The organism is Saccharopolyspora griseoalba, from assembly GCF_042665275.1.
Taxonomy (GTDB): Bacteria; Actinomycetota; Actinomycetes; order Mycobacteriales; family Pseudonocardiaceae; genus Saccharopolyspora; species Saccharopolyspora griseoalba.
The window spans coordinates 199,097-222,534 of the sequence record NZ_JBHTCJ010000006.1; the positions used below are offsets into that span (position 1 = coordinate 199,097).

Below are 23,438 nucleotides of genomic sequence, written 5' to 3' on the forward strand. Positions count from 1 at the left end.
CGGGCGCTCGGGGCTCCTCGCGGCAGGGCGGCGGCTACTGCTCGCCCGGGGTCTTCACCAGCCCCTTCTCGGCCATCCACTCGCGGGCGACGTCGGCCGGGTCGCGGCCCTCGACGTCGACCTGCGCGTTCATCTTCATCAGCTCCTGGTTGTCCAGCTTCGCGGACACCTTGGCGAACACGTCGCCGAGCTGCGGGTACCGCTTGAGCAGCTCGTCCCGCGTGGTGATGCCGATGTTGTACCGGGGGAAGAACTTCTTGTCGTCCTCCAGCACGTGCAGGTCCAGCGCCTGGATCCTGCCGTCGGTGGTGAACACCTCGCCGAAGGTGCAGGTGCCGTCCGCGGTGGCCTGGTAGATCGAGCCCTCGGTGAGGACCTTGATCTTGGACGGGTCGGCCTTGAACCCGTAGGCCTCCTCGACCCCCGGCAGACCGTCGTTGCGGTTGGCGAACTCGGTGTCCACGCAGAACGTGCCCGCCTCCGGGTGCTCGGCGAGCACCTCCGGGATCTCGGAGATCCGGTCGATGCCGTAGCGCTGGGCGGCTTCCCGGTTCAGCGCGAACGCGTAGGTGTTGTCCACGTTGTAGTCGACCGCGGTCCAGGCGACCCCGTTCTTCGCCAGGTCCTGCTTCCGCACGGCCTCGTACTGCTGCCGGGCGTCCGGGATCGGCTCCTCGTTGCCGTTGTAGGACACCCAGGACGTGCCGGTGTACTCCCACATCACGTCGATCTGGTCGCTGACCAGCGCGTTGCGCGCGGTCGACGAGCCGACGATGTTGGTGAGGTCGCGGACGTCGGCCCCGGCGGCGGACAGGGCGAACTCGGCGATGTAGCCGAGCACGATCTGCTCGGTGAAGGCCTTCGAGCCGACCGTGAACGACACGCCCTGCAGCTCCGGCACCGGCTGGATCTCGCCCGGCTCGACCTCCAGCGGCACCGCGCTGCCCGAGCTCAGCCCGCATCCGGTCAGCAGCGCGCCGGTCAGCGCCAGCGAGGCCGCTCTCACCGCGCCCTTGCGCGTGCGCAGCTTCATCGCAACCCCCTCGGCGACAGGTAGGTCTCGGCCATCGCGCCCAGCCAGTCGACCAGCAGCGCGAGGGCCATCGCCAGGACCGATCCGACGATCATGACCGTGTAGTCGTTCAGCTTGTAACCGGTGTCGATGAGCTCGCCGAGACCGCCGGCGCCGACGAACAGCGCCAGCGTCGCGGTGCCCACCGCCAGCACCAGGGCGGTGCGCAGGCCGGCCAGGATGTAGGGCACGGCCAGCGGCAGCTCGATGCGCAGCAGCACGCCGGTGCCGGACATGCCCACACCGCGACCGGCGTCGATCAGCGACCGGTCCACCTGCTGCAGGCCCACGATGGTGTTGCGCAGCACCGGCAGCAGCGCGTAGAAGGCGATCGGCCCCGCCGCGATCCAGAACCCGGTCTTGCCCCCGGTGAACAGGAAGAACAGCACGAGCAGACCCACCGAGGGCGCGGCCTGGCCGATGTTGGCCACGCCGATCACGAACGGGGAGACCTTGCTCGCCCAGCTGCGGCTGAGCAGCACGCCCAGCGGGACCGCGACCAGCACCACGACCGCGGCGACCGCGAGGCTGATCAGGAAGTGCGTCCAGGTCAGCTGCGCGATGTTGGACAGGTTCAGGCTGCGCAGCGTGACCTCGTCGTTGTTCCGGCTGAACGCCCAGCCCAGCACGGCGGCGACCAGCGCGACGACCAGCAGCGGCTGGGCGAACATGCGCAGCCGCTCGGCCCGCCCCGAGCCGGAGTCCGATGCGAACTGGCTGCTCATGAGGCGTCCCCGGCGGCGGTGTCGGCGTCGTCGGAGTGCTCCTCCTGCAGGCTCTTGATCGTGTTCATCACGGTGTCGATGTCCACGACGCCCTCGTACTGCCCCCGCGAACCGGTGACCACGGCGACGCCGTCGTCATCGGTCAGGATCGCTTCGAGTGCGTCCTGCAGGGTGGAGGCCGGCGACACGGAGTCCTCCACCGGGCGACCCGCGCGGGACAGGTCGGAGACCGACCCCGCTTCCCGAGCGGTGGCCCAGCGCAGCGGGCGGTTGCGCTCGTCGAGCACCAAGCCGATCGCGCCGCGGCGGGTGCCCAACTTCTCCACCAGCACCGACGGGGCGTCGCCGACCTTGGCGGTCGGGACGTCGCCGGTCTCGATCTCGCGGACGCGGCGCAGCGTGAGCTGCTTGAGCGCGGCACCGGCGCCGACGAAGCCGGCCACGGTGTCGTCGGCCGGGTTGGCCAGGATCGCGTCCGGCGCGTCGTACTGCAGGATCTTCGAGCGCTCGCCGAGGACCGCGATCCGGTCGCCCAGCTTGACCGCCTCGTCGAAGTCGTGCGTGACGAACACGATCGTCTTGCCCAGGTCGGCCTGCAGGCGCATCAGCTCGTCCTGGAGCACGCCGCGGGTGATCGGGTCGACCGCGCCGAAGGGCTCGTCCATCAGCAGCACCGGCGGGTTGGCCGCGAGCGCGCGGGCCACGCCGACGCGCTGCTGCTGACCGCCCGACAGCTGGCGCGGGAAGCGGTCCCGGTAGATGGCCGGGTCCAGGTTGACGAGCTCCAGCATCTCGTCGATGCGCTCGCTGGTGCGCTTCTTGTCCCAGCCGACCAGGCCGGGAACCAGGCCGACGTTCTCGCCGACGGTCATGTGCGGGAACAGGCCGGCCTGCTGGATCGAGTAGCCGATCTCGCGGCGCAGCTCGTCCGGGTCGAGCCCGAGCACGTCCTGCCCGCCGATGCTGATCTTGCCGCTGGACGGCTCGATCAGGCGGTTGATCATCCGCATGGTCGTGGTCTTGCCGCTGCCGGACGGGCCGACCAGGCAGACCGTCTCCCCGGCGGGGATGGTCATGGTCACCGACTCGACCGCGGGCTGCTTGGCGCCCGGGTAGCGCTTGGAGACCTCTTCCAGCTTGATTTCCACGCCGTGCCCGCTGGTCGGGCCGGTCTTGTCTTCCTCAGCCACGGATACCCCTCGAAGTCGTCAACCGGCCGAACAGCACGAACAGGGCGTCCAGCAGCAGCGCCAGGACGATCACACCGGCGGTGCCGGCCAACGCCATGTTCAGCGCGTTCGCGCCGCCCAGCTGTCCCAGTCCGCTGAAGATCAGGTTCCCCAGACCGGGTCCCTTGGCGTACGCGGCGATGGCCGCGATGCCCATCAGCATCTGGGTGCTGACCCGCATGCCGGCCAGGATCGCCGGCCAGGCCATGCGCAGTTCGACGCGAGTGAGCACGCTCAAGCGGCTCATGCCGATGCCGCGGGCCGCGTCCAGGATCGGCTGGTCCACCGTGGCCAGGCCGACGATGGTGTTGCGGACGATCGGCAGCAGCGCGTACAGCACCAAGGTCACCACCGACGGCGCGACGCCCAGCCCGAGAACCGGGATGAGCAGGCCGAACAGGGCGAAGGAAGGCACCGTGAGGATCGCGCTGGAAAGTGCGGTGGCGATCGCCGCCCCGGCGGGGCTGCGGTAGACCGCAACCCCGACCAGAACGCCGACGATCGTTGCCAGCACGATGCACTGAATCACCATGCTGACGTGCTGGTAGGAGTCCACCAGCAGCGACTGCCACCTGGATGCAACGTAGTCCAGGAGATTCACGCTCTACTCTTTTCGCTCACCTTGCGCCGCGACGCCGGTGTCCTCACCGGTCTCCTCCTCGCCGGGCTCGGCGGGGGTGGTGACCAGCTGGAACTCGCCGTCGTGCTCCTCGGTGCCCGCGATGACCGCCTGCTCCAGGACTTCGGCGCCCTTCTGATCGCGGAGGGTCATCGGGTCCGTGCGCAGGTCCTTCAGCATGGCGACGCACATCAGCACCATCACGATCGCGAAGGGCAGCGCGCCGAGGAACGTGAGGTTCTGGATCCCCTCCAGCGCCTTGTCCTGACCACCGCCGATGACCAGCATCACGGCGGCCACGGCACCCGTGGCGGCACCCCAGAAGATGACGATCCACCGGCTGGGCTCGATGGCCCCGCGCTGGGAGAGCGTGCCCATCACGATCGACGCGGCGTCGGCACCGGAGACGAAGAAGATCGCCACCAGGACCATCACCAGGACCGCGGTGAGCAGCGGCAGCGGCAGGTTCTCGAACAGCGCGAAGGTCTGCGCCTCCGCGGAGCCGCCCGCGTAGACGTCCGCGCCGCCCTTCTGGGTGTTGATCGCGGCACCGCCGAAGATGGCGAACCACACCAGGCTCACCGCGCTGGGCACCAGCAGCACGCCGCCGATGAACTGGCGGATCGTGCGGCCGCGGCTGATCCGCGCGATGAACATGCCCACGAAGGGCGTCCAGGAGATCCACCAGGCCCAGTAGAAGATCGTCCAGCTCGCCAGCCAGGACTGCATCTCCGAGCCGCCGGTGGCGCCGGCGCGCGAGGCCATCTCGCCGAACTGGCTCATGTACGAGCCGACCGCGGTCGGCAGCAGGTCCAGGATGAACACCGTCGGACCCAGCACGAACACGAACACCGCCAGCAGCGCGGCCAGCACCATGTTGATGTTGGACAGCCACTGGATGCCCCGGGCGACGCCGGAGACCGCCGAGACGATGAAGCACACCGTCAGCACGGCGATGATCGCCACCAGGATGTTGGTCCCGGCCTCACCGATCGGCCAGCCGGCGGCCTGCATGCCGCTGCGGATCTGCAGGGTGCCGATCCCCAGCGAGGCCGCGGAGCCGAACAGCGTCGCGAACAGCGCCAGGACGTCGATCAGCTTGCCCAGCGGGCCCTCGGCGTTGCGCTTGCCGATCAGCGGCACGAACACGCCGCTGATGGTCTGCTTGCGGCCGCGCCGGAAGCTGGAGTAGGCGATCGCCAGACCCGCCACCGCGTAGATCGCCCACGGGTGCAGGGTCCAGTGGAACAGCGAGGTGGACATGGCCACCTTGATGGCCTCCTCGCTCTCGCCGGGGACCGTGCCCGGGGGCGGCGAGACGAAGTGGCTCAGCGGTTCGCTCACGCCGAAGAACATCAGGCCGATGCCCATGCCGGCGGAGAACATCATCGCGATCCAGGAGATCGTCCGGAACTCCGGGCCCTCGTCGTCCTGGCCGAGCGGGATGCGGCCGTACTTGCTGAACGCGAGGTACAGGGCGAAGATGACGAATCCGGTGGCCGCGAGCACGAAGCCCCAGCCGGTGTTGGTCAGCAGCCAGTCCAGCGCCGCGGACGAGGCGTTGCTCAGCGAATCGGTGCCCAGGCCGCCCCAGGCCACCACGCCGAACATGATCAGCGCGGTGATGCCGAACACGATCCAGTCCGTGCGCGGTTTGGCCAGAAAGGCCGCTTCGTTCGGTTCTATGGATGGCTGACCCGTCGGGCCGCCCGTTTGTTGAGTTTCGGTCGACACAGGTTTCGGCGTCACTTTGGGCGACGCCCCCTCCTCTCCGTCGTCAGTCACGGCGACCGGAATGAAATCTGCGGATTTCCAGGTCCGGACCGCTGCAACTTGTAAACCGTGGCCCAAATGGGTGACTAAGGCAAGCTCACCCACCGTTATCGTGGCCGAGCCGACACCTAGACTGCTCAGCGTGATGGCCGGTCTAGCACCCACGCGAGGCGCTCTGCGCGTCTTGCGCGGCGGCGGTTTGGCCTGCACGTCGGCGTCACTTTCCGTAGCCGCGCACACCGCCGCAGGCGGTCCGACCCCTGATGCGGGGACGACCGCGGTGGTGACCCTCCTGCTCGCCGGAGCAGGGGTCGCACTGGCCGATCGGCAGCGCGGACCGGGTGGGATTCTAGGGGCTCTGGGCGCCAGCCAGCTCGCACTTCACGCGTTCCTGGAGATCATGTCGGGTCACGGCCCGGCGATCGGCCACCCGCACGGCCACGAGATGCACACCCCGGCGCCCGCCATGACGCTCGGGCACATCGCGGTCGTGCTGGTCACCGGCCTGGTGATGACGCACGCGGAGCGGGCACTCTTCGTGGTCGCCCGCCTGCTGCAGGCCATCCTGCCCCGGCGGGCGGGCCCCCTGCCGGTGGTGACGCCCCCGCCCTCGGTTTGCGTCCCGGCGCCGATCACCAGAACTATCGCGCAGTTGATCTACCAGCGAATCCACGCGCTGCGCGGTCCGCCGAAATCTCCGTTCCACAACATTCCGGCGCGCACGAACAGCTGACTGTTGTTCCTCGCAGTTCTATCGCCTATGCGCGCGCAGATAACAAAATCTTCAGGAGATTTCAAGAGCTATGTCGACAAAGCGATTCGTCGCCCGGACCGCCGCGTGGACGGCGACCAGCGGCATTCTGCTGGCGCTGACCGCCGCTCCCGCCCAGGCCCACGTCACCGCGAATCCGGAAACCGCTGAGCGAGGCGGATACGCCAAGATCGCATTCCGCGTTCCGAACGAGAAGGACGACGCCGCCACCGTCTCGATCAAGGTGCAGCTGCCCGCCCAGCACCCGCTGAGCTCGGTGCGGGTCAAGCCCATGCCGGGCTGGACGGCCCAGCTGGAGAAGGTGCAGATCCCGCCGACGAAGGTCGCCGGCTCCGAGGTGACCGAGACGGTGCGCAGCATCACCTGGACCGCCCAGCCCGGGCAGGGCATCAAGCCCGACCAGTTCCAGGAGTTCGAGGCCAGCCTCGGCGCGCTGCCGGAGAACACCGACAAGCTGGAGCTGCCCACCACCCAGACCTACGACAACGGCGAGGTCGTGGCCTGGGACCAGCCGACGCCGCCCAGCGGCGAGGAGCCGGAGCACCCGGCCCCGACCCTCCAGCTGGTCCCCGGCGAAGGACATCAGCACGGCGGGGGCGCGCAGCCCGCCGCGCACCACTCCGCGGAGCAGGCCGGCCCGGCCACCGACGACACCGCCCGCTACCTGGGCGGCGCCGGCCTGCTCGTCGGCGCCCTGGGCGTCGGCGTGGGCGCGGGCGCGCTCGCGCGCGGGCGCCGCTCCTCCGGCGGGGACGCGTCGTGAGGCGGCTGCTGGCGGTCGGAGCGCTCGCCCTGGCCGCGCTGCTCGGCTCGGCCTCGCCCGCGCTAGCGCACAACGTGCTGGTGGGCAGCGACCCGGCCGACGGCGCCCAGCTGCAGACCGGTCCCCAGGAGGTCCGCCTGTCCTTCGACCAACCGGTCAAGCAGGGCGACCAGTACAACACCGTCACCGTGGTCGGCCCGAAGGGCGAGCACTGGACCTCGGGCCCGGCGCGCGTGGAGGGCAGCTCGGTGACCGTTCCGGTGCGCGAGCTCGGCCCGGCCGGTGACTACGCGGTCGGCTACCGGGTGCTGTCCAACGACGGGCACCCGGTGTCCGGCAAGGTCGGCTTCCGGCTGACCACCGCGGGCAACGGCACCCCCGCGCCGCAGACCGAGCAGGCGCCGCAGGCCCCGGACTCGCCGGAGCAGGAGCAGCAGTCCGGCTCCGGCGGGATGCCGATCTGGCCCTGGATCGTCGGCGCCGTGATCGTCGTGGCCCTCGGCCTCGTCCTGGCGCTCCGGCTGGGCAAGCCCAAGGGCTAGCCTCTTTCCATCAGAAGTCCCCCGCGAAGCGCAGCTCGTGGGGGACTTCTGATGGAAAGAGGCGCACAACTCGCGCGCTCGATCGCCCTTCGCGGTGCGAGGGGCGGTCACTTCGCGCGGATGCGGATCCGGTCGAGGACCTCCGGGTCGAGGTCGTCGCCGCGGAGGGCCTGCGGCGGGGCCATGAACCAGGGCTGGGCGTCGTCACCGGGGGTCCAGACCGGGACGAACCCCTGGTCGACCAGCGAGATCGCGAAATCCACCGAGACCTCGTGGTTGTCGCCCAGCGCCGCGGTGCCGTGCCAGGGCATCGCCGCGCCGCCGCCGAGCGGCACGAAGCGCAACCGCCCCGGCACCGGGCGGAGCGACAGGCTCATCCGCACCCCGCCGCGCCACAGCGCCGAGTAGTCCAGCTCGGCGTCCACGTGCTTGTTGGCCAGGTAGGTGATCGTCTCCCGCCAGGCCAGCGACAGCAGCTCGCGGCGGGCCTCCCGCGCCTCCCCGCGCAGGTCGAGAGGATCGGCGTAGACCCGCCGGGCGTGCGCGAGCGGGTCCCCGCCCGGTCGCGGCAGGTCCACCGCGTGCAGCACCGAGCGGAACAGCTCCACGAACCTCGGCTGACCGGCGAGCGCGGGGTCCCGCTCGTCGGCGGCGGCCAGCGCGGCGATCGGGTCGGCGGTGACGTCCAGACCGGCCAGCGCCTCCTCGTAGCGCGCGCGGTGCGCGGCGACCCGCTCGGCGCGGCGATCGCGCGCGCAGCCGGCCTCGGCAGCCGCCTCGTCGAGGTCGCGGACCCGCATGAACTCGTCGGCGCCGGTCTCGGCCAGCATCCGGGCGAAGTCCTCGTGGTAACCGCCGCAGCGATCGGCCGGGCGGTACCGGAAGTGGCTCGGGTCGGCCAGCGCGGTCACCCGGATTCCCGCCGGGTGCACCACCCGCACCGCGGCGTCCAGCTGCACCAGCCGCACCAGCATCGCCAGCTCGGCCAGGTCGGGGCGGGCGCCGAGCGCCTTGAGCCGCGAGCCGTCCTGCTTGATCGGCGGGCCGATCATCACCAGCGGCACCGGCGTCCCCTCGCGCACCGCCGGTCGCAGGTCGTGCGCCGCCAGCTCGGGCGGGTAGGCCGGGCGGGCGGCGCCGAAGGGCTTGGCCACCAGCACCCGCCAGATCGCCGACTCGCCGCCGTCCCCGGTGTCGCGCACCCGCTCGCCGAGCCTGCGCCCGGCTTCCAGCGCGTTGCCGCGCAGCGCGGCGACGATCCGAGCCCGCTGCTCCCGGGTGAGCCGCACGCCGTGCCGCCACCACGTGGGCCGGGTGCTGAAGTCGCCGACGCGCAACCGGGCCGGTGAGCTCGCGTGCGACAGCTGCGGGCGAGCCGCGTGCCCGCGCCCCAGCGGGACCGGGTGCGGCAGGAGCTCGAAGGTGCCGATCGCACCGGGCTCGTCCACCCCGGTGAACCCCGGCGCGGCCACCGGGACCACCCGGGCCTCCGGGAACGCCGCGCGCAGCGCCGCGAGGTTGTCCGCCTTGTCGTCGAAGGCCGCGATCAGCTCGCCGGGGACCGAGCGCAGCGCGGCGACCTTCTGCTCGGCCACGTCGGCGCCCTCGTCGGTGGTGTGCAGCGGGAGGTGGCCCAGCCCGCACCGGGCGAGCAGCTCCTCGGTGGCCGCGCGCATCCGGTGCCTGCGGCCGGTGACCAGCACGACCTGGCCGCCCACCTCCTCCACGTCGCGGACGAAGCCGCGCACGCCCGGCGCCGGTTCGTCGGTGAGCAGGTCGGCGCGCTCCCAGCCGAGCGCCGCGCGGAACGCCGGGTACAGCCCGTCGTCGGGCAGCCCGAGGTGCTCCAGGAACGGCCGCCAGCCCGGTTCGTAGAGCCCGGGCAGCTGCGCGAGGTCGAAGGCGAAGTCCACCACCCCGTGCTCGCGCGAGACCCGCTCCAGCGCGGCGCGCACCCGCTCGCGCGGGTGCAGCGCGCAGAAGTCCAGGTCCAGGGCCACCAGCGGGCGGGGCGCGGACGGGTCCCGGCGTCGCGCCGCGGCGCGCTCGCGGACCAGCCGCAGCACCCGCTGCAGCAGGTCCTGCTGGTGCTCGGGCACGGAGTGCAGGAACGGCCGCCAGGGGTGGTGCCCGCCTAGCGCGGCCAGCAGCCGCTCGGAGAGGTCGCACAGCTCCTCGGCCAGCACCTGCTCCAGGTCGTCGACGGTGCCGCCGACCGACTCGGTGAGCTTGGACAGCAGCTCGTGCACCTCCAGCACCAGCCGCGAGCAGCGGTGCGGATCGGCCGGTTCGAGCCCGCGCAGCACCACCTGGCCCGCCCCGGGGCGCACGCCGAGCTCGCCGGCGGGAAGCCAGTCCAGCGCGAGGAGCCCCCGCACGGTGATCACCACCGGCCGGACCAGGAACTCCAGCGCGTAGTCCAGCTCGGTCCAGCCGTCCGGGCGGGCGGCCAGCAGTTCCCGCATCGGCCGCTGCTCGCCGACCCCGTCGGCGAGCAGGCTTCTCAGCTCGACGTCGCCCGTCGCGTGCTCCGCCACCCGGCAGTACCGCGGAAGCAGGGGATCGCGCGCGATGAGCTCGCGCGCGGTGGCCGGCAGCAGGCCGGAACCGTTCACCGCATCTCCTCAAAGCCTGGTGGGCCCGGAGGAGGGGCGGACCATCGGGGAGAACAGGTGCTCAGCGGTGCTTCGGCCGGGCCGAAGCCACCCGCTGCCGATCAGCGAATTCGCAGGTCGCAGCGGCGAATCGGGGGCGATGCGGGCCGCGGGCGGGACCCGGGAGCGGTTCTCGGCGCAAGTCGACGAGCGGTCATTCACCGTCGACGAGTTGCACGGGAGCGCCCCTGGTCGGGTCCGGGACCGCCGCCAGGCAGCGCCGCTGCAGCTCCCGGCGGGAGATCCAGCCGCGCGCGTAGTGCCGGTAGAACTGCCCGAGCTGCACGAGCTCCGCGAGGTGGTCGGCCTGCCGACCCCTGGTCTCCGGCGGCAGCCGCGGCAGCGAGTCCAGCTGGGCGTCCACCACCTCGTCGAGCAGCTGCGCGGACACCAGCGCGCGCGACCGCGCACCCGGCAGGAAGTCAGCGATCCTCATCGAATGCCCATCCGCTAGCCAGATCGATGCACCAGTTCGCTCGTATGGTTTACCCCTCCAGGCCCAACGAAGTCACCATGAATGACCAGAAGTCCCCGCAAAAAGCCCAAATATCGCCCGTTTGGCGGCACGATTCGGACTTCGGTGTGGCATGCCGATCGACGTGCGTGATCAGTACCGACGAGTCAGCTGTACGGGGCCCACTGGGTTTCCAGATCGCCTTCCCGGATCGTCCGCAGCCGCCACTCGACCTGCTCGCGGACGCTCGGATTGCTGCGCAGGATCGGCAGCACACCGGTGGTGATCTTGAGTTCGCGCAGCTCGCGCAGGATCGCGAAGCCCTCCCACGAGGTGATGTCGAAGCCGTACGCCTCGGCCAGCTCCTCGTGCCAGGACGCCGGATAGCCCATCCGCAGGCTGCCCACCGCGATCGGCGTGAGGTCCCACTCCGGCTGCCCGACGCACAGCGAGTCGAGGTCGCACAGCAGCGGCCCGTCCGGGCCCCCGATCACGTTGCCCAGGTGGGCGTCCGCGTGGATGACCGACGGCGGCAGCGGGAACTCCAGCCGGTCCAGCTGCTCCTCCAGGTAGTCGCAGCGCTCCTGGAGGAACCTGTGGTCGGCCGGGTCGATGTCCACCGCGTCGTCCAGCCGCCGCCGGATGTCGGCCATCGGCCGCCACGCGGGGAAGCTGTCGGACAACGGCTGGGCGTGCATCTGGCGCAGCAGTCGGCCCAGATCGGCACTGCCGGGCGAGGGCCCGTCCTCCGGGACGAACTGCCACAGCGTGCCGCAGTGCGGGCCGACCGTGACCGGCTGCTCGACGCCGGGCAGCAGCCGCACCGCGGGGACCCCGTGCATCGCCAGCCAGTGCGCCGCCTCGACCGCCGTGCGCGCGCGGTGCGCGAACGACGGGGACAGCACCACGCGGACGATGACCGGGTCGTCGCGGAGCAGGAAAACGCCGTTGTTGATGAACCGGATCAGCCGCGCCCCACGCGGGTTGAGGCCGACCGATGCGCAGATCTCGGTCAGTGCCAGTTCGAGCTCGGGCGGGATGCACTGACCCTGTTTAACCTGGTATGTCGTCATGCTCATGTTCTCAAACCGGAGAGGGCCGGCTCGGTCGACGAAGGTCGACCTCACGCCTGACGGAACTTCCGGACTTCCTCGAAGAGGTCGCGGGCGTCGTTGTTCGCCCGGTGCTTGCCCGCTTCCAGCTCCAGCGGCTTGAGCCGGTCGGCGACCCGTGCGGACTTGACGCGCTCGCCGAACTGGAGTGCCCGGAGCCCGACTTTCAGTCCTTCCTGCACGTCGCCGGCGCGGAAGTGGTTGGTGGCCTGCAGGCTCAACCCGAAGACGTGGGTCCGCTGCATGTCAGCGCCGTAGGCCTCGTTGCACTTGATGGTCTCGGCGACCGCGATCGACGCGTGCTTCTTCGGGTCGAACACCGCCAGCGCGTCGTGCGCGGAACCGATCATCCCGTGCAGGTCGTTCTCGGTGAAGAAGCGGACCCAGTCCGGGGCCTCGTCCACGTTGGCCCTGGCGAACTCGTCCCGGGTCCGGCCCACCATCTTCTGCACCTGGTCCGGCTTGTTGAGCATCCCGTAGGCCCACGCCTCGTTGGCGCACAGCACGGCCACGGTCAGCGCCGAACCGGATTCCTGGGCGGGGATCTGCCCCAGCTGGAACAGCTTCAGCGCCTCGTTGGGCTCCTGGTAGTGCAGGTAGACCCGGCCCATGCGGTAGAGCACGCTGGCCACCAGGCTGTCGTCGTCGGCCTGCTTGGCGAACTCCAGGGCCCGGCCGAAGTGGCCGCGCGCCGGGTCCAGCAGCCCCACGTCGAAGGAGGTCCAGCCGGCCAGGCTGTGCATGTCGGCGAGGGCGGTGAACAGGTGTTTGCGGACGCCGTCGCTGGACGCGGAGTCGAGCAGCTGCTGCGCCCAGGACAGCTGGGCGACCACGGCGTCGCGGCAGGTCCCGCCGCCGTAGCGGTAGTCCAGGTCGCGCAGCGCCTTGGTGGCCGCCTGGATCTGCTGGACGTCGGACATGCCTATGCGGGACGGGGCCGGGGTCTGGGCGCTGGCAGGCGCCCAGGCGCTGTCCTCGGCGCCGAAGACCGCGGCACCCATGGTGACCGCGGCGGCGTGGGACAGGAACTTCCGACGCTTCACCGATTCGTCCTCCTCAGCTTCCAGGGCGTCGTCCGACTGCTTGACCCGCAGTTCGGTGGCCCCGTCGTAAGCGAGGCCCATGTAGCCCCGCGGGATGCCGAGCCCGTCGGCTATTCGGGCCAGCACGTCGTAGGCCATGACCTGCCTGCCCTTGAGGATCTCCGACACCTCGGACTGGGATTGCCCGGTCGAGGCGGCGATCTGCCGCTGCGAAACACCGTGCTTGCGCAGGTGCCGGTAAACCTCGCTGACGTTCCGTCGGGCCAGCGCATCCCGCATGTCCCGCTCGTTCCAGACGTCGGGAGTAACGGGCGAGCCGCCAGATCCGATGTTGTTCATTTAGACCCCCTGACGCTCTGAACGGGCGTTGTTCGCAGAGTAAGCGCACTGCGGCAACCCGGTGAAGCCCGTATCGGTGGAGGTGATCGGTTGCGGTGAAGTCCGCCGACCGCTTATCGCGGGCGTCGGCCCGGTCGTCGCCCTCCATCTAGGCGAACCGGCCTCGCAGGCCCCAATGTAGTCATCGGCAAGCGACGAGGCACGGAAGGGACGGGCGACGAGGTGGACGCTTCAGCGACGGAGAACCGGTGGTGCGGCACCGGATTCGGCCAGGCGGTCGAATCGGCGCCGGGCGACCGCCGCCGCTGGTGGCACGTCGACGCCCGCGATGTGGCGAACGCGCATCGCGACCTGACCGTGCTGGTCAATCGGGACGAGGTGGTTCTCGTCGGACCGCCTGACCGCGCCGCCGAGCTGAGCGCTCGCGGCGCCGGTCAGCTGTCGATGGCGCTGCGCGATGCCGCAGCCCAGGCCAGGAAGTGACGGTGAGGTTCGTGGACGCGATTCTGGGGACGGTGTTGCGCAGCGCGGTGCGCGAGCGGCTCGATGTGCTTTCCGAGCTCGCCGGCCGCGGAGATGCCGCCGCCTTGGTGTCCGTGGCGCGCACCGAGATCCCTCGGCTCATCGAGGGGTGGCGGACGCTGCTCACCAAGCACGAGGCCGACGAGAAGGGCAACTGCCCCGAGTGCTCCGGTCGTCGGCGTCCGCAGCGAGCACCGTGCGCGGTGTGGCGGTCGGCCTACGACCACCTGGTGGCGGGAGCACTCGCACCCGGTCCCGCGCGGCACCAGCTACCGGCGCAGGAGCTGCGCGCGGAGCCGGTGCCGTAAGCCGGCGGACTCGGCCCCGGACAGCAGCACCTCCTCCCCCGGCCGGGAGGCCGAGTTACCGCCTCGGGTGGCGGCCGATGATTTCGGCCGAGTTTCCCCGACCCCGACCGAGGGCGTCGGCCGCCACCTCCCCGAACGAACAACTCGATATGCGGGTCCGCAGTGGCCGTCCCCCGACCGGCCACTGCGGACGCGAACTCCGCGGGTCGGTGCTGCTGCACTCCCCTCCCCCGACCGGTACCGGCCCGCGGACACCAACCACTCCGGATCCCGTTTCCCCGGACGGCCCGGAGCTGGAAAGGCCCTGGAGCTCGAATTCCCCGACTCGAGCCCCAGGGCCTTTCAACGTCCCCGGATCACTTGCGGCGGAGGCGAGCCCTGGCCATGAACTCCGGGTCCAGCTGGACGCCCGCCTGGGCGCGCGGCGCGCGGGCGGTCGGGCTCGGGAGGTGGGTCTGGGCGGCGGGCACCATCGCCCAGGGCTGGCGGGGGCCCAGCAGCGGCGAGTACACCGGCACGAATCCCTGGTCCAGCAGCGAGACCGCGAAGTCCACCGCGACGTGCCCGCGCGGGTCCAGGACCCCGGTGCCCTGCCAGGGCAGCACCCCGGTCCCACCGAGGTAGGTGAAGCCGAGGCAACCCGGGCGGACCGCGCTCAGCGTCAATCGGATCCGGTGCGGGATCAGCCCCTCGTAGTCGAACTCGTGGTCCACCTGCATCGTCGCCATGTACTGCAGGACGATGTGCCAGGTGCGCCGCAGCACCGCCGCCCTGGCCTGCCGGACCTCCGAGCGCGCGGCCGGGTCGGTGAGGTTGTAGACGTCGGCGTAGACCGCCCGGGACCACTCCATGCGGTCGGTGCCCGGCGGCACCGACACCGGCACCGAGTACACCAGCGACATGAAGATCTCCCGGAACAGCCCGATCACCTGCGGCGCGAACTCGTCGGTCCGGCTCGTCCAGTCGTGCAGGCGTTCCAGGGTGCGCAGCGGGTTGTCGGTGATGTCGAAGCCGCGCAGCCGATCGGCCAGCAGCCTGCTGTACGCCGCGACCCGCCGCGACCGCTCCGCGGGCAGCTCGGGACCGATGCGCTGCTCGGCGAGCGCGTCGACCTCGCGCACCACGGTCCGGTCGCCGATGCCCGCGATGTCCACGTACTCGCGCAGCTTTCGCTGGTAGGCGTCGGTGATGGAGGCGGGCCGGGTCCGGAAGTGCCTGCCGTCGGTGAGGATGTTGAACCGCAGTCCCGGCGGGTGCACCGCGGCCACCGCCCGGTGCATCTCGCGCAGCCGCGCCATGGCGCCGAGCTCGGCGAGGTCGGGCAGCGGGCCGGAGGCCTTCAGCCGGTTCAGGCACTGCTTGACCGGGAAGCCCAGCAGCACCACGTCGATCGGTTCGCCCGCGAGCACGCGCGGTTCCGCGTCGCGGCGCAGGTCCGCGGGCCGGTAGTTCGCGCGGGAGCCCTTGATGAACTGCTTGCGGGTCAGCACGTGGTGCACCGCGTCCAGCACCGCGCCGGTGTCCGACGACCCTTCCCGCAACCCGAACTTGGCCACCGCGGCCCGACCCGTCCGGCGCGCCGATCTGTCCACATCGGCCAGGATCGAGTCCACGATGGACCAGGTGTGCTCCTCGGTGAGCTGCACGCCCCACCTGCGCGCCAGCGGGTTCCGGCGCATCGCGCCGATCTGCAGCTCCTCCAGCGAATGCGTGTTGGACAGCCGGGATCCGAACTCCTCGGCGCGCGGCCGGGTTTCGAACGTGGAGATCACGGGAGCTCCGTCCGCGGGCGGCACCTCGGCCGGGCGGTCCGGGGCCAGTCCCGGGATCTCCACGGCGACCGGCTGCACGTCGCCGAAGGCGTCGGTCACCGCCGCGCGGGTGGCCCGCTCGTCGTCGAAGACCGCGACCACGTCGAGCCCGAGCCGCCGGAGCTGCTCGGTCTTGAGCTCCGCGATCGACCTGCTCGCGTCCTCCGGGGCGAACAGCAGCGTCACGTCGGCGACCCCGGCCTCGGCCAGCGCCTGCTCGGTGACCTCGCGGAAGCGCTCGCGGCGGGCCGTGCAGAACACCACCCGGCCACCGGCGTCGCGGACGTCCCAGACGAAGCGGCCCAGACCGGCGTTGACCCGGTCGGTGCGCAGCCGCTCCCACGGCCGGGACTGGAAGGCCCGCAGGAACTCGCCGCGCAGCTGCTCGAAGTCCACGCCGGGGTAGCGCCCGCCGAGCCCGCTGCGCCGCACGAACTCCTGCCAGGCGCCCGGCGCGTGGGTGGGCAGCACCGGGAGGGTGCCGGGCCCGGCCAGCTCCAGTATTCCGTCCGGCGCTCCCGGGCGGGGCCCGGAGATGGCGCGGGCGGAGTCCATGATCCGCTGCAGCGGCACCAGGCCGCACAGGTCGACGTCGATGACCACGGCCGGTTGCGGGGCGCTCGGGCGGAACCGGCGCCTGCGGGTGGCTTCCTGGACCTTCTCCAGCACCGACTTGAGCACCGCGTCCTGACCCGCGGGCACGGCGTGCGCGTAGCCCTGCAGCGGCTGCTCGCCGGAGAGCAGCTCGGCGGTGTGCGGCGCGAGGTAGCGCAGCTCCTCGGTGATGATCCGCCGCACCTCGTCGCGCACCCGGGCACCGGGCTCCTCGGGGTGCAGCTCGGCGTAGCCGTCGCCGAGCTTGTCCAGCGTGCTCACCAGCGCCCGCACCCCCGCGGTGACCTCGGTGCGAGTGGGCCCGCGGGTGATCCGGTCGTGATCGGTGATCACGATCCGGCCGGTGGCCTGCAGCTCCGGCGAGAGCTCGAAGGCGAATCCGCCCTCCTCCAGCGCGAACAGGCCGAGGTCGTGGGTGTCCAGCGCGAGCCGGAACACCCGCAGCAGCGGGCGGACGAAGTGCTCCAGGAAGTGCTCCAGCTCGTCCTCGCGCCGCTCGAAGCGGTTGTCCAGCGCCACCCGCAGCAGCCCCGGCGCGCCGTCGGCCGGGCGCAGCAGGGTGCTCAGGTCGGCGGCGATGGTGCCGCCGGGGTGCGTCGGGTGCGCGGGGGCGGGCTCGACGGTGCGCAGCACCGCGGCCGCACCGGTCTCGGCGTCCAGCACCGCGCCGGGGACGGGCTGCGTCGCGCAGTGCATCCGCAGGTCCGGGTCCGCGGCCACCACGCCGGCGAGCAGCTCGGCCCGGTCGAGCCTGCGCACCGCGCCTTCCCTGGAGTCCACGGCCTGCAGCCGGACCGCGCCCGCGCGCCTGCCCACGGTGGTGCGCTCGACGGGGAAGGGCACGCCGCGCCCGGTCGAGGTCAGAGCGCCCAGCGACTTCTCGGCCAGCTCCCGGTCGCGGCCGGGCAGCAGCTCGATGCGCTCGGTGGGCACCCGGCGGCAGGCGTCCAGCGGTTCGCCCGGGTCGGAGCCCAGCGATCCGGCCAGCCGCTGCAGCCAAGCCGCGTCGAAGCTGCGCCGGGTGCGGCGCAACCGGACGAGCGCGCGGTAGAGGTCGGCCCAGGTGGGTTCGACGCCGAGCGGCAGCCCGCTGCCCACCCCGGCCAGCCGCGTCCCGCCGTCGGCGTCGCGCTCCACCCACAGCCCGTAGCGCCCGGCCGCGAGCAGCGCGTTGGCCTCGGCGATGGTGATGGCCTGCCACAGGCCCGGGGGCGGCACCTCCTCGTCCGCGGGCTGCCGGTGCTGCGGGGGTTCGGGCCGGACCGTCGAGGCCTCCGCCTGCCGCGCGGTCACGATGCCGCGGTGCACGTCGCGTGCCCTCGCGCCGAGCTGGATCTGGGCGCCGCAGGGGCGCCGACACCGCCGAAGCGGTCCCAGTCGGACATTTCGCCCCAGAGGGGGAATTCTCGGGCGCCGGAAGGCGGGCGAGCAGCCGCGCAGTAACCCACAATGACCTTTCTGTCACGGAGAATGACGACCCCGTCACACTAGATAGCGCCCCTGTGCGTTGACAACATGACTCACTGCATACCGAATAGGTGTAACGCTTCTCTGCGGGCGGACCGAATAGGCTTTTCACCCGGCCGAGATGTAACACCGAGCTCGGGGTCAAGGTGCGTTCAACGAGTTCACTCAACCGAACTACGCGTGAGGTGCGTGTCCGATCCCCACGCCATCTCCGAGCACCCCAAACTGGACATCGACTGCAACACCAGGCTTCCGTTCACCGGCTCCGCGGCCGGCCGGGCTTCCCGCGCGGGAATCCGCCCGGAACGACCGAAACGCGTTTCGGATGGCCGGCGAACTCGATAGGAGTGGCATTGCCTGCTGAGACAGCGCCGTTGCGCCGCAAACCGGTGCAGCAGCGGAGCACGCGCCGAGTGGAGAGGATGCTCTCGGCCACCGCCGAGCTCATCGAGGAGATGGGCTACGACGGCTTAACCACCACCCTCATCGCCGAGCGGGCGGGAGTCGCGGTCGGTTCGCTGTACCAGTTCTTCCCGGACAAGCGAGCGGTCGTGCAGGAGCTGGCGCTGCGCAACCTGGAGCGCTTCGTGCGGATGATCTCCGAGCGCTTCGAGGCGGATCGGCCCGAGCACTGGTGGCAGGCCGTGGACACGGTCTTCGACACCTATCTGCAGATGTACCGGGAGGTGCCCGCCTTCAGCAGGCTGCACTTCGGCGACGTCGTGGACCTGCGGCTGCTGGACCCCGGACGGGAGAACAACGCGGTCATCGCCGAGAAGCTCACCGAGCTGATCAGCGATGAGTTCGGGCAGGACCCCGAGGAGCTGGCGCTGCCGCTGACCGTCGCGGTCGAGGCCGCGGACGCCGTGCTGCACCTGGCCTTCCGGCGCGACACCGCCGACGGCGACCAGCCCATGGTCGCCGAGGCCAAGGAGCTGGTGCGGGGCTACCTGTCCAGCCGGATCCCCGGCGGCGGGCCGCCGCCGGAACCGGCGGGCAAGTCCGGCTACCCGAAGGACCTCCCCTCGCCGCGGTAGGTCGGCGCCTGGCGCGAGGTGGCGCTCGCCGGGTCGACGAGCTGGTACTGCTCGAAGCGCTCGGCGAGCTCGCCCGCCTTGGCGTGCCGGAACCAGACCCGGTCGCCGATCGCCAGGTCCCGGGCCGCCGCTCCGGTGACCGGTGTCTGCACCTCACCCGCGCCCTCGGTGTCCAGCAGGCTCAACTCCTCGGGCCAGTGCGGCGTCGGCCTCCGGTCCGGGCCCACCGCGCCGGAGGCGATGTAACCGCCGCCGAAGACCGTGGCGATCCGCCGCGCCGGCCGGTGCACGACAGGCAACGCGAAGAACAGCGCCGGCCGCGGGCGGAACGCGCGGTAGGCGTCGAACAGGGTGGGTCCGACCAGACCGGAGCCGGCGGCGATCTCGGTGACCACCCCCTCGGCCGCGGTGCGCTCCAGGCTTCCGGTCCCGCCGCCGTTGACGAACTCCAGCTCGGCGACCTCGCGCACGCGGGCGACGGCGGCCGCGCGCCGCTCGGCGAGCTCGGCGGCGGAGCGCCGCTGGACCCACCGCAGCGCCGCACCGCGCAGCGGGCGACCCGCGGGCGCGTCGCCGAGCCCGGCGATCTGGCCCTCGTAGGCCATCAGGCCGACCAGGCGGAACCCGCTCCGGCGCGCGATCTGCTCGGCGAAGCGACCGGCCTGCGCGGCGGTGTGCAGCGGCGAGCGACGGGTGCCCAGGTGCGCGCCGGGCACCGGCCGCCAGGACGCGTCGAGCTCGAGGCACACCCGCACCGGCGCCCTATCCGGGCCGACCGCGGCGTCGACGAGGTCCAGGTGCTCGGCGGAGTCGACCATGATCGTGATCGCCGCGGCGGCGGCCGGATCGGCCGCGAGCCGGCGCAGCGCCGCGCGGTCGGCGGTCGGGTAGGCGACCAGCAGGTCGTCGGAGAGCCCTTCGGCGTGCAGCCACAGCGCTTCGTCGAGCGAGTAGCACATCAGCCCGACGAACCCGGGCGCTCCCAGGGCGCGGGCGATGAGCTCGCGGCACCGGACGGACTTGGTCGCGATCCGGATGGGGTACCCGGCAGCGCGGCGCACCAGGTCAGCGGTGTTGTGGTCGAAGGCGGCCAGGTCCACGGCGGCCATCGGCGGGTCCAGTTCGCGGGTGATCTCGTCGATCCTGCGCACGGGACAACCGTAAGCCCATCCCCTTGTTAAGTGAGAATCTTTCACATAACTTCGTCCCGTCCGCGCCGCCTGTGGAGCGCATCACCACCCGGACGGCCCAGCACGACTCGGCAACACCGGCGATCGAGCTCTGGGAGTTCTTCGGCATGCAGCGATGGAGCAACTGGGGACGCACGGCGAGGGCCGTCCCGAGCTCGGTGGTCACCCCGCGCGACACCGCGGAGCTCGCCGCGGCGATCGAGCGGGCCGGGCGCGACGGCCGCACCGTGCGCGCGCTCGGCTCGGGGCACTCCTTCTCCGCCGTCGGCTCCCCGGAGGACGGCTGCGCGCTGGACCTCTCGCAGCTGTCCGGGATCATCTCCGCCGATCCGGGCACCGGGCTGGTCGTGGTGCGCGCGGGCACCCCGCTGCACCGGCTCAACACCGACCTGGACGGGCTCGGCCTGGCGCTGCCCAACCTCGGCGACATCGACCGGCAGACCGTCGCGGGGGCGATCTCGACCGGAACGCACGGCACCGGTGCCGAGCTCGGCGGGCTGGCCACCCAGGTCGCGGCCCTGGAGCTCGTCCTCGCCGACGGCACCGAGGTGCGCTGCTCGCCCGAGGAGAACCCGCAGCTGTTCGCCGCGGCCGGGATCGGGCTCGGAGCGCTCGGCGTCATCACCACCGCGACGCTGCGCTGCGTCCCCGCGTTCACCCTCGCCGCCGAGGAGCACCAGGCCGGGTTCGGCGAGGTGCTCGACGGCTTCGACGAGCTGGCCGCGGCCAACGACCACTTCGAGTTCCACTGGTTCCCGCACAGCGAGCGGACGCTGGTCAAGCGGAACAACCGCTGCGACGGCCCGCCGGAACCGCTGAGCCCGGTGCGGCGCTTCGTCGAGTACGAGGTGCTGGAGAACGGCCTGTTCGGCGCGGTCTGCGAGCTCGGACGTGCGGTGAAACCGCTGGTGCGGCCGCTGAATCGAGTCTGCGCCGCGGCCTGGTCGGCGCGCTCCTACCGGGACCGGTCCCACCGGGTGTTCACCACGCCGCGCCGGATTCGCTTCGTGGAGACCGAGTACGCGTTCCCGCGCGAGCGGATCGGCGAGGTGCTGCGCGAACTGCGCGCCGCGGCGGCCCGGCTCGCCGATCCCGTGATGTTCCCGGTCGAGGTCCGGATCGCCGCGCCCGACGACATCTGGCTGTCCACCGCCCACGGGCGCCCGACGGCCTACGTCGCGGTGCACCAGTACGTCGGGATGCCGCACCGCGAGTGGTTCGACGCCTTCGAGTCCATCGCCGCGGCGGCGGGCGGGCGCCCGCACTGGGGCAAGATGCACCGGCTGGACGCCGCGACGCTGCGCGAGCGGTACCCGCGGTTCGACGACTTCCTCCGGATCCGCGCCGAGGCGGACCCCGGAGGGGTGTTCACCAACGGGTACCTGAACCGCGTGCTGGGGCCTGTGGATAACTCGGTCTGATCACTCGACGGCGTTACGGACCGCATCGGTGACCGGGACGTCTCCGTTGACCGCTTCGAGCGCCATCCCCGCGGTGCGCGGTTCGTCCAGCAGGGCGAGGACCACCTCGGCCACGTCGGACCGGGTGATGGCGTCTCGGGCGATCTCCGGACCGAGCGTCACCCGGCCGGTGGGCGGGTCGTCGGTGAGCCTGCCGGGGCGCAGGATCGTCCACTCCAGATCCCGCTGCCGCAGGTCCTGCTCGGCCGCCCGCTTGGCGTCCAGGTACGCCCCGAAGACGGGGTCCACGTCGGGCGGGTTGGGGTTGCGGGTGCCCATCGAGCTGATCTGCACGAAGCGCCGAACTCCCGCCCGCTGGCAGGATTCCGCGAGCAGGACGGAGGCACCGCGGTCCACTGTGTCCTTGCGCTCGGCACCGCTGCCCGGGCCCGCGCCGGCGGCGAACACCGCCGCGTCCACTCCGGACAACCGGGCGGCCAGACCGGCCGCGTCCGCGATCTCCATGTCGACGACTTCCGGGGTCATCCCGAGCTCGGCGAGCTCGGTCGCGTGGTCCGGGTTCCGGACCAGTCCGAGCACCGAGTCGCCCCGCTGGGCCAGCAGCGCGCCGAGCTGTCGCGCGATCTTCCCGTGGGCTCCGGCGATCACGATTCGCATGCCCACACCGTAGGCCGGTCGGCGCGCCTCGAACGATCCAGCATCACCGATCGTGGCCTGTGGACAACTCAGAATTTCTGTGGAGTACTCCGCAAGGCCGCTGCGGACGGACTCGCTTCGGCGCGGGTCGAGTCCGTCCGCGTCTCCCCCTCAGCAGGCGCATCCCCGCCCACCGAAGTTCTCGCGGCCTCCTCGGCCGGTCAGCTGCGCGAGGGCGTCGGGGCCTCGGCGGCGAGCAGCTGCTCGTAGACGATCTCGTTGACCCAGCGGGAGATGGCGGTGTGCTCCATCGGCGGGGCGTCGTCGAAGCCGTGGCCGTCCATCTCCACCCGGATGTCCTCGCCGTCGGCGCTGAGCACCCCGATGCCGAACTGGCGGGCGCGGATCAGGCAGGTCTCGGCGAACTCGGGGGCCACGGCCACGTTGCGCGGCACCATGATGGCGGCGTTGGCGAACCGCGCGAACGGCACGGCGGCGGTCAGCGCGCTGCGCCAGTGCCGGGCGGGGGCGAGGATCCCGGTGATGCGGGCGGCGGGCGGCGGCACCCGGCCGTCCATCTCCGGCCACACCCAGGTGGAGATCTCGGCGCGGTCCACCACCGGACCGCTGCCGAAGACGAGGCGCTCGGCGTGCGCGTCCGGAACCAGCTCGGCGGTGGCGATGATCTGCCTGCCGAGCAGTTTCACCGGCGGCAGCACGCTGCCGGTCCAGCCCAGGGTGTCCACGGCCGCCTGCGCCAGCCGCCCCATCGAGGTGGCCGACCCCAGGGGCGACCGGACCTGCGTCGTCGAACAGACCCTGAGCTCGTCTTCGGACCAGGCATGTCCCGGCATTCCGGTCACAGCTTCTCCGCCTCCCTCAAGCAGGCATGCACTCCAACGGCTTGCTTCCCCAGGCCCCTCGCGGGGCTGACTTCGACTAAAACAGCTCCGAAGCGGTTTTGCGCTGCTCACCAGGGGTCGCTGCGATCGGCGGCGCCCAGCGGTCGGTGACCGGTCGACGAATGACATCCGCGCTTCAGCCCGGCGATGCCGCCATTCAGGTGAGCCGGGCCCGACGCTTGTCGGACAACGCGGCGAGCCGTGCATTCCCGACCAGGGAAATCACTGCACAACGGCGGTCGGAAGCACCGGACCAGCACAAACGCACAGACTTTCGATTATTCGTCCGGCTATCGGTGGAATATTCGCCCTTGCTTTCGACCCGCTCCGACGCTAGGTCCTCGGGGTTGCCGCTCGGTGACGCCCACGTGGACGCGCGTCGTCCGGGTGCGAGCAGACGTCGGCCGGTGCGGGGCGCACCGCCGGAGGGTC

At 71.7% G+C, this 23,438-nt stretch carries 20 protein-coding genes; 7 read left to right on the forward strand and 13 right to left on the reverse strand.

The window, feature by feature from the left end; all coding sequences use genetic code 11:
- Positions 1–34: 34 nt before the first annotated feature.
- The 5 genes from ACFQRI_RS13865 to ACFQRI_RS13885 are packed head-to-tail and all read right to left on the reverse strand — an operon-like array spanning position 35 to position 5,331.
- Complete coding sequence (locus ACFQRI_RS13865; protein ID WP_380668421.1) at positions 35–1,033, reverse strand: glycine betaine ABC transporter substrate-binding protein; 999 nt, start codon at positions 1,031–1,033, stop codon at positions 35–37.
- The gene (locus tag ACFQRI_RS13870; RefSeq protein ID WP_380668423.1) at positions 1,030–1,797 is read right to left on the reverse strand and encodes an ABC transporter permease; all 768 of its coding nucleotides are present in this window, start codon (positions 1,795–1,797) and stop codon (positions 1,030–1,032) included. Before ACFQRI_RS13870 ends, ACFQRI_RS13865 begins: the two co-directional genes overlap by 4 nt.
- Positions 1,794–2,987 (reverse strand): ABC transporter ATP-binding protein, encoded by a 1,194-nt coding sequence (locus ACFQRI_RS13875; RefSeq protein WP_380668425.1) that lies wholly within the window; start codon positions 2,985–2,987, stop codon positions 1,794–1,796. Before ACFQRI_RS13875 ends, ACFQRI_RS13870 begins: the two co-directional genes overlap by 4 nt.
- Complete coding sequence (locus ACFQRI_RS13880) at positions 2,980–3,627, reverse strand: ABC transporter permease (protein ID WP_380668427.1); 648 nt, start codon at positions 3,625–3,627, stop codon at positions 2,980–2,982. Before ACFQRI_RS13880 ends, ACFQRI_RS13875 begins: the two co-directional genes overlap by 8 nt.
- A gap of 3 nt (positions 3,628–3,630) precedes the next feature.
- Complete coding sequence (locus ACFQRI_RS13885) at positions 3,631–5,331, reverse strand: BCCT family transporter (RefSeq protein WP_380668745.1); 1,701 nt, start codon at positions 5,329–5,331, stop codon at positions 3,631–3,633.
- A gap of 367 nt (positions 5,332–5,698) precedes the next feature.
- On the opposite strand from ACFQRI_RS13885, the gene ACFQRI_RS13890 reads away from it, so the two are divergent.
- The 3 genes from ACFQRI_RS13890 to ACFQRI_RS13900 all read left to right on the forward strand — a co-directional run bounded on the left by ACFQRI_RS13890 (position 5,699) and on the right by ACFQRI_RS13900 (position 7,495).
- Positions 5,699–6,151 (forward strand): hypothetical protein, encoded by a 453-nt coding sequence (locus ACFQRI_RS13890; RefSeq protein WP_380668429.1) that lies wholly within the window; start codon positions 5,699–5,701, stop codon positions 6,149–6,151.
- Between the two features lie 70 nt (positions 6,152–6,221).
- Positions 6,222–6,953, forward strand: a complete 732-nt coding sequence (locus ACFQRI_RS13895; protein WP_380668431.1) for a YcnI family copper-binding membrane protein — start codon at positions 6,222–6,224, stop codon at positions 6,951–6,953.
- Positions 6,950–7,495 (forward strand): copper resistance CopC family protein, encoded by a 546-nt coding sequence (locus ACFQRI_RS13900; protein WP_380668433.1) that lies wholly within the window; start codon positions 6,950–6,952, stop codon positions 7,493–7,495. Before ACFQRI_RS13895 ends, ACFQRI_RS13900 begins: the two co-directional genes overlap by 4 nt.
- Before the next feature lie 107 nt (positions 7,496–7,602).
- On the opposite strand, the gene ACFQRI_RS13905 is transcribed toward ACFQRI_RS13900, so the two are convergent.
- The 4 genes from ACFQRI_RS13905 to ACFQRI_RS13920 all read right to left on the reverse strand — a co-directional run bounded on the left by ACFQRI_RS13905 (position 7,603) and on the right by ACFQRI_RS13920 (position 13,097).
- Positions 7,603–10,110 (reverse strand): HAD family hydrolase, encoded by a 2,508-nt coding sequence (locus tag ACFQRI_RS13905; RefSeq protein WP_380668435.1) that lies wholly within the window; start codon positions 10,108–10,110, stop codon positions 7,603–7,605.
- Between the two features lie 193 nt (positions 10,111–10,303).
- Positions 10,304–10,585 (reverse strand): hypothetical protein, encoded by a 282-nt coding sequence (locus ACFQRI_RS13910; protein ID WP_380668437.1) that lies wholly within the window; start codon positions 10,583–10,585, stop codon positions 10,304–10,306.
- A gap of 185 nt (positions 10,586–10,770) precedes the next feature.
- Positions 10,771–11,682, reverse strand: coding sequence for a phosphotransferase enzyme family protein (locus tag ACFQRI_RS13915; RefSeq protein WP_380668439.1), 912 nt, complete (start codon positions 11,680–11,682; stop codon positions 10,771–10,773).
- Positions 11,683–11,726: 44 nt separating this feature from the next.
- A complete protein-coding gene (locus tag ACFQRI_RS13920; RefSeq protein ID WP_380668441.1) occupies positions 11,727–13,097 on the reverse strand; it encodes a helix-turn-helix domain-containing protein in 1,371 nt (456 codons plus the stop codon).
- A gap of 222 nt (positions 13,098–13,319) precedes the next feature.
- Between ACFQRI_RS13920 and ACFQRI_RS13925 the strand changes: the two genes are divergently transcribed.
- Complete coding sequence (locus tag ACFQRI_RS13925) at positions 13,320–13,580, forward strand: hypothetical protein (protein WP_380668443.1); 261 nt, start codon at positions 13,320–13,322, stop codon at positions 13,578–13,580.
- An 11-nt stretch (positions 13,581–13,591) separates the two neighbouring features.
- On the forward strand, positions 13,592–13,927 hold the full coding sequence (locus ACFQRI_RS13930; protein ID WP_380668445.1) for a hypothetical protein: 336 nt from the start codon (positions 13,592–13,594) through the stop codon (positions 13,925–13,927).
- Positions 13,928–14,283: 356 nt separating this feature from the next.
- On the opposite strand, the gene ACFQRI_RS13935 is transcribed toward ACFQRI_RS13930, so the two are convergent.
- Positions 14,284–17,646, reverse strand: a complete 3,363-nt coding sequence (locus tag ACFQRI_RS13935; protein ID WP_380668447.1) for an L-tyrosine/L-tryptophan isonitrile synthase family protein — start codon at positions 17,644–17,646, stop codon at positions 14,284–14,286.
- 527 nt (positions 17,647–18,173) lie between these two features.
- On the opposite strand from ACFQRI_RS13935, the gene ACFQRI_RS13940 reads away from it, so the two are divergent.
- A complete protein-coding gene (locus ACFQRI_RS13940) occupies positions 18,174–18,857 on the forward strand; it encodes a TetR/AcrR family transcriptional regulator (protein ID WP_380668449.1) in 684 nt (227 codons plus the stop codon).
- Here the strand turns inward: ACFQRI_RS13940 and ACFQRI_RS13945 are convergent.
- Positions 18,827–19,966 (reverse strand): alanine racemase, encoded by a 1,140-nt coding sequence (locus tag ACFQRI_RS13945; RefSeq protein ID WP_380668747.1) that lies wholly within the window; start codon positions 19,964–19,966, stop codon positions 18,827–18,829. The two genes, ACFQRI_RS13940 and ACFQRI_RS13945, sit on opposite strands and share 31 nt — an antisense overlap.
- A 188-nt stretch (positions 19,967–20,154) precedes the next feature.
- On the opposite strand from ACFQRI_RS13945, the gene ACFQRI_RS13950 reads away from it, so the two are divergent.
- Positions 20,155–21,468, forward strand: coding sequence for a D-arabinono-1,4-lactone oxidase (locus ACFQRI_RS13950; protein WP_380668749.1), 1,314 nt, complete (start codon positions 20,155–20,157; stop codon positions 21,466–21,468).
- On the opposite strand, the gene ACFQRI_RS13955 is transcribed toward ACFQRI_RS13950, so the two are convergent.
- The gene (locus tag ACFQRI_RS13955; protein ID WP_380668451.1) at positions 21,469–22,125 is read right to left on the reverse strand and encodes an SDR family oxidoreductase; all 657 of its coding nucleotides are present in this window, start codon (positions 22,123–22,125) and stop codon (positions 21,469–21,471) included.
- 200 nt (positions 22,126–22,325) lie between these two features.
- Positions 22,326–22,874, reverse strand: coding sequence for a hypothetical protein (locus tag ACFQRI_RS13960; protein WP_380668453.1), 549 nt, complete (start codon positions 22,872–22,874; stop codon positions 22,326–22,328).
- Positions 22,875–23,438 lie beyond the last annotated feature (564 nt).

What these genes read in the sequence shown, in the direction of transcription:
- ACFQRI_RS13895 (WP_380668431.1), top strand. Translation starts at nt 6,222, where the DNA reads ATGTCGACAAAGCGATTCGTCGCCCGGACCGCCGCGTGGACGGCGACC.
- ACFQRI_RS13960 (WP_380668453.1), bottom strand. Translation starts at nt 22,874, where the DNA reads ATGGGGCGGCTGGCGCAGGCGGCCGTGGACACCCTGGGCTGGACCGGC.
- ACFQRI_RS13920 (WP_380668441.1), bottom strand. Translation starts at nt 13,097, where the DNA reads ATGAACAACATCGGATCTGGCGGCTCGCCCGTTACTCCCGACGTCTGG.
- ACFQRI_RS13955 (WP_380668451.1), bottom strand. Translation starts at nt 22,125, where the DNA reads ATGCGAATCGTGATCGCCGGAGCCCACGGGAAGATCGCGCGACAGCTC.
- ACFQRI_RS13865 (WP_380668421.1), bottom strand. Translation starts at nt 1,033, where the DNA reads ATGAAGCTGCGCACGCGCAAGGGCGCGGTGAGAGCGGCCTCGCTGGCG.
- ACFQRI_RS13910 (WP_380668437.1), bottom strand. Translation starts at nt 10,585, where the DNA reads ATGAGGATCGCTGACTTCCTGCCGGGTGCGCGGTCGCGCGCGCTGGTG.
- ACFQRI_RS13945 (WP_380668747.1), bottom strand. Translation starts at nt 19,966, where the DNA reads ATGGCCGCCGTGGACCTGGCCGCCTTCGACCACAACACCGCTGACCTG.
- ACFQRI_RS13950 (WP_380668749.1), top strand. Translation starts at nt 20,155, where the DNA reads ATGCAGCGATGGAGCAACTGGGGACGCACGGCGAGGGCCGTCCCGAGC.
- ACFQRI_RS13915 (WP_380668439.1), bottom strand. Translation starts at nt 11,682, where the DNA reads ATGAGCATGACGACATACCAGGTTAAACAGGGTCAGTGCATCCCGCCC.
- ACFQRI_RS13870 (WP_380668423.1), bottom strand. Translation starts at nt 1,797, where the DNA reads ATGAGCAGCCAGTTCGCATCGGACTCCGGCTCGGGGCGGGCCGAGCGG.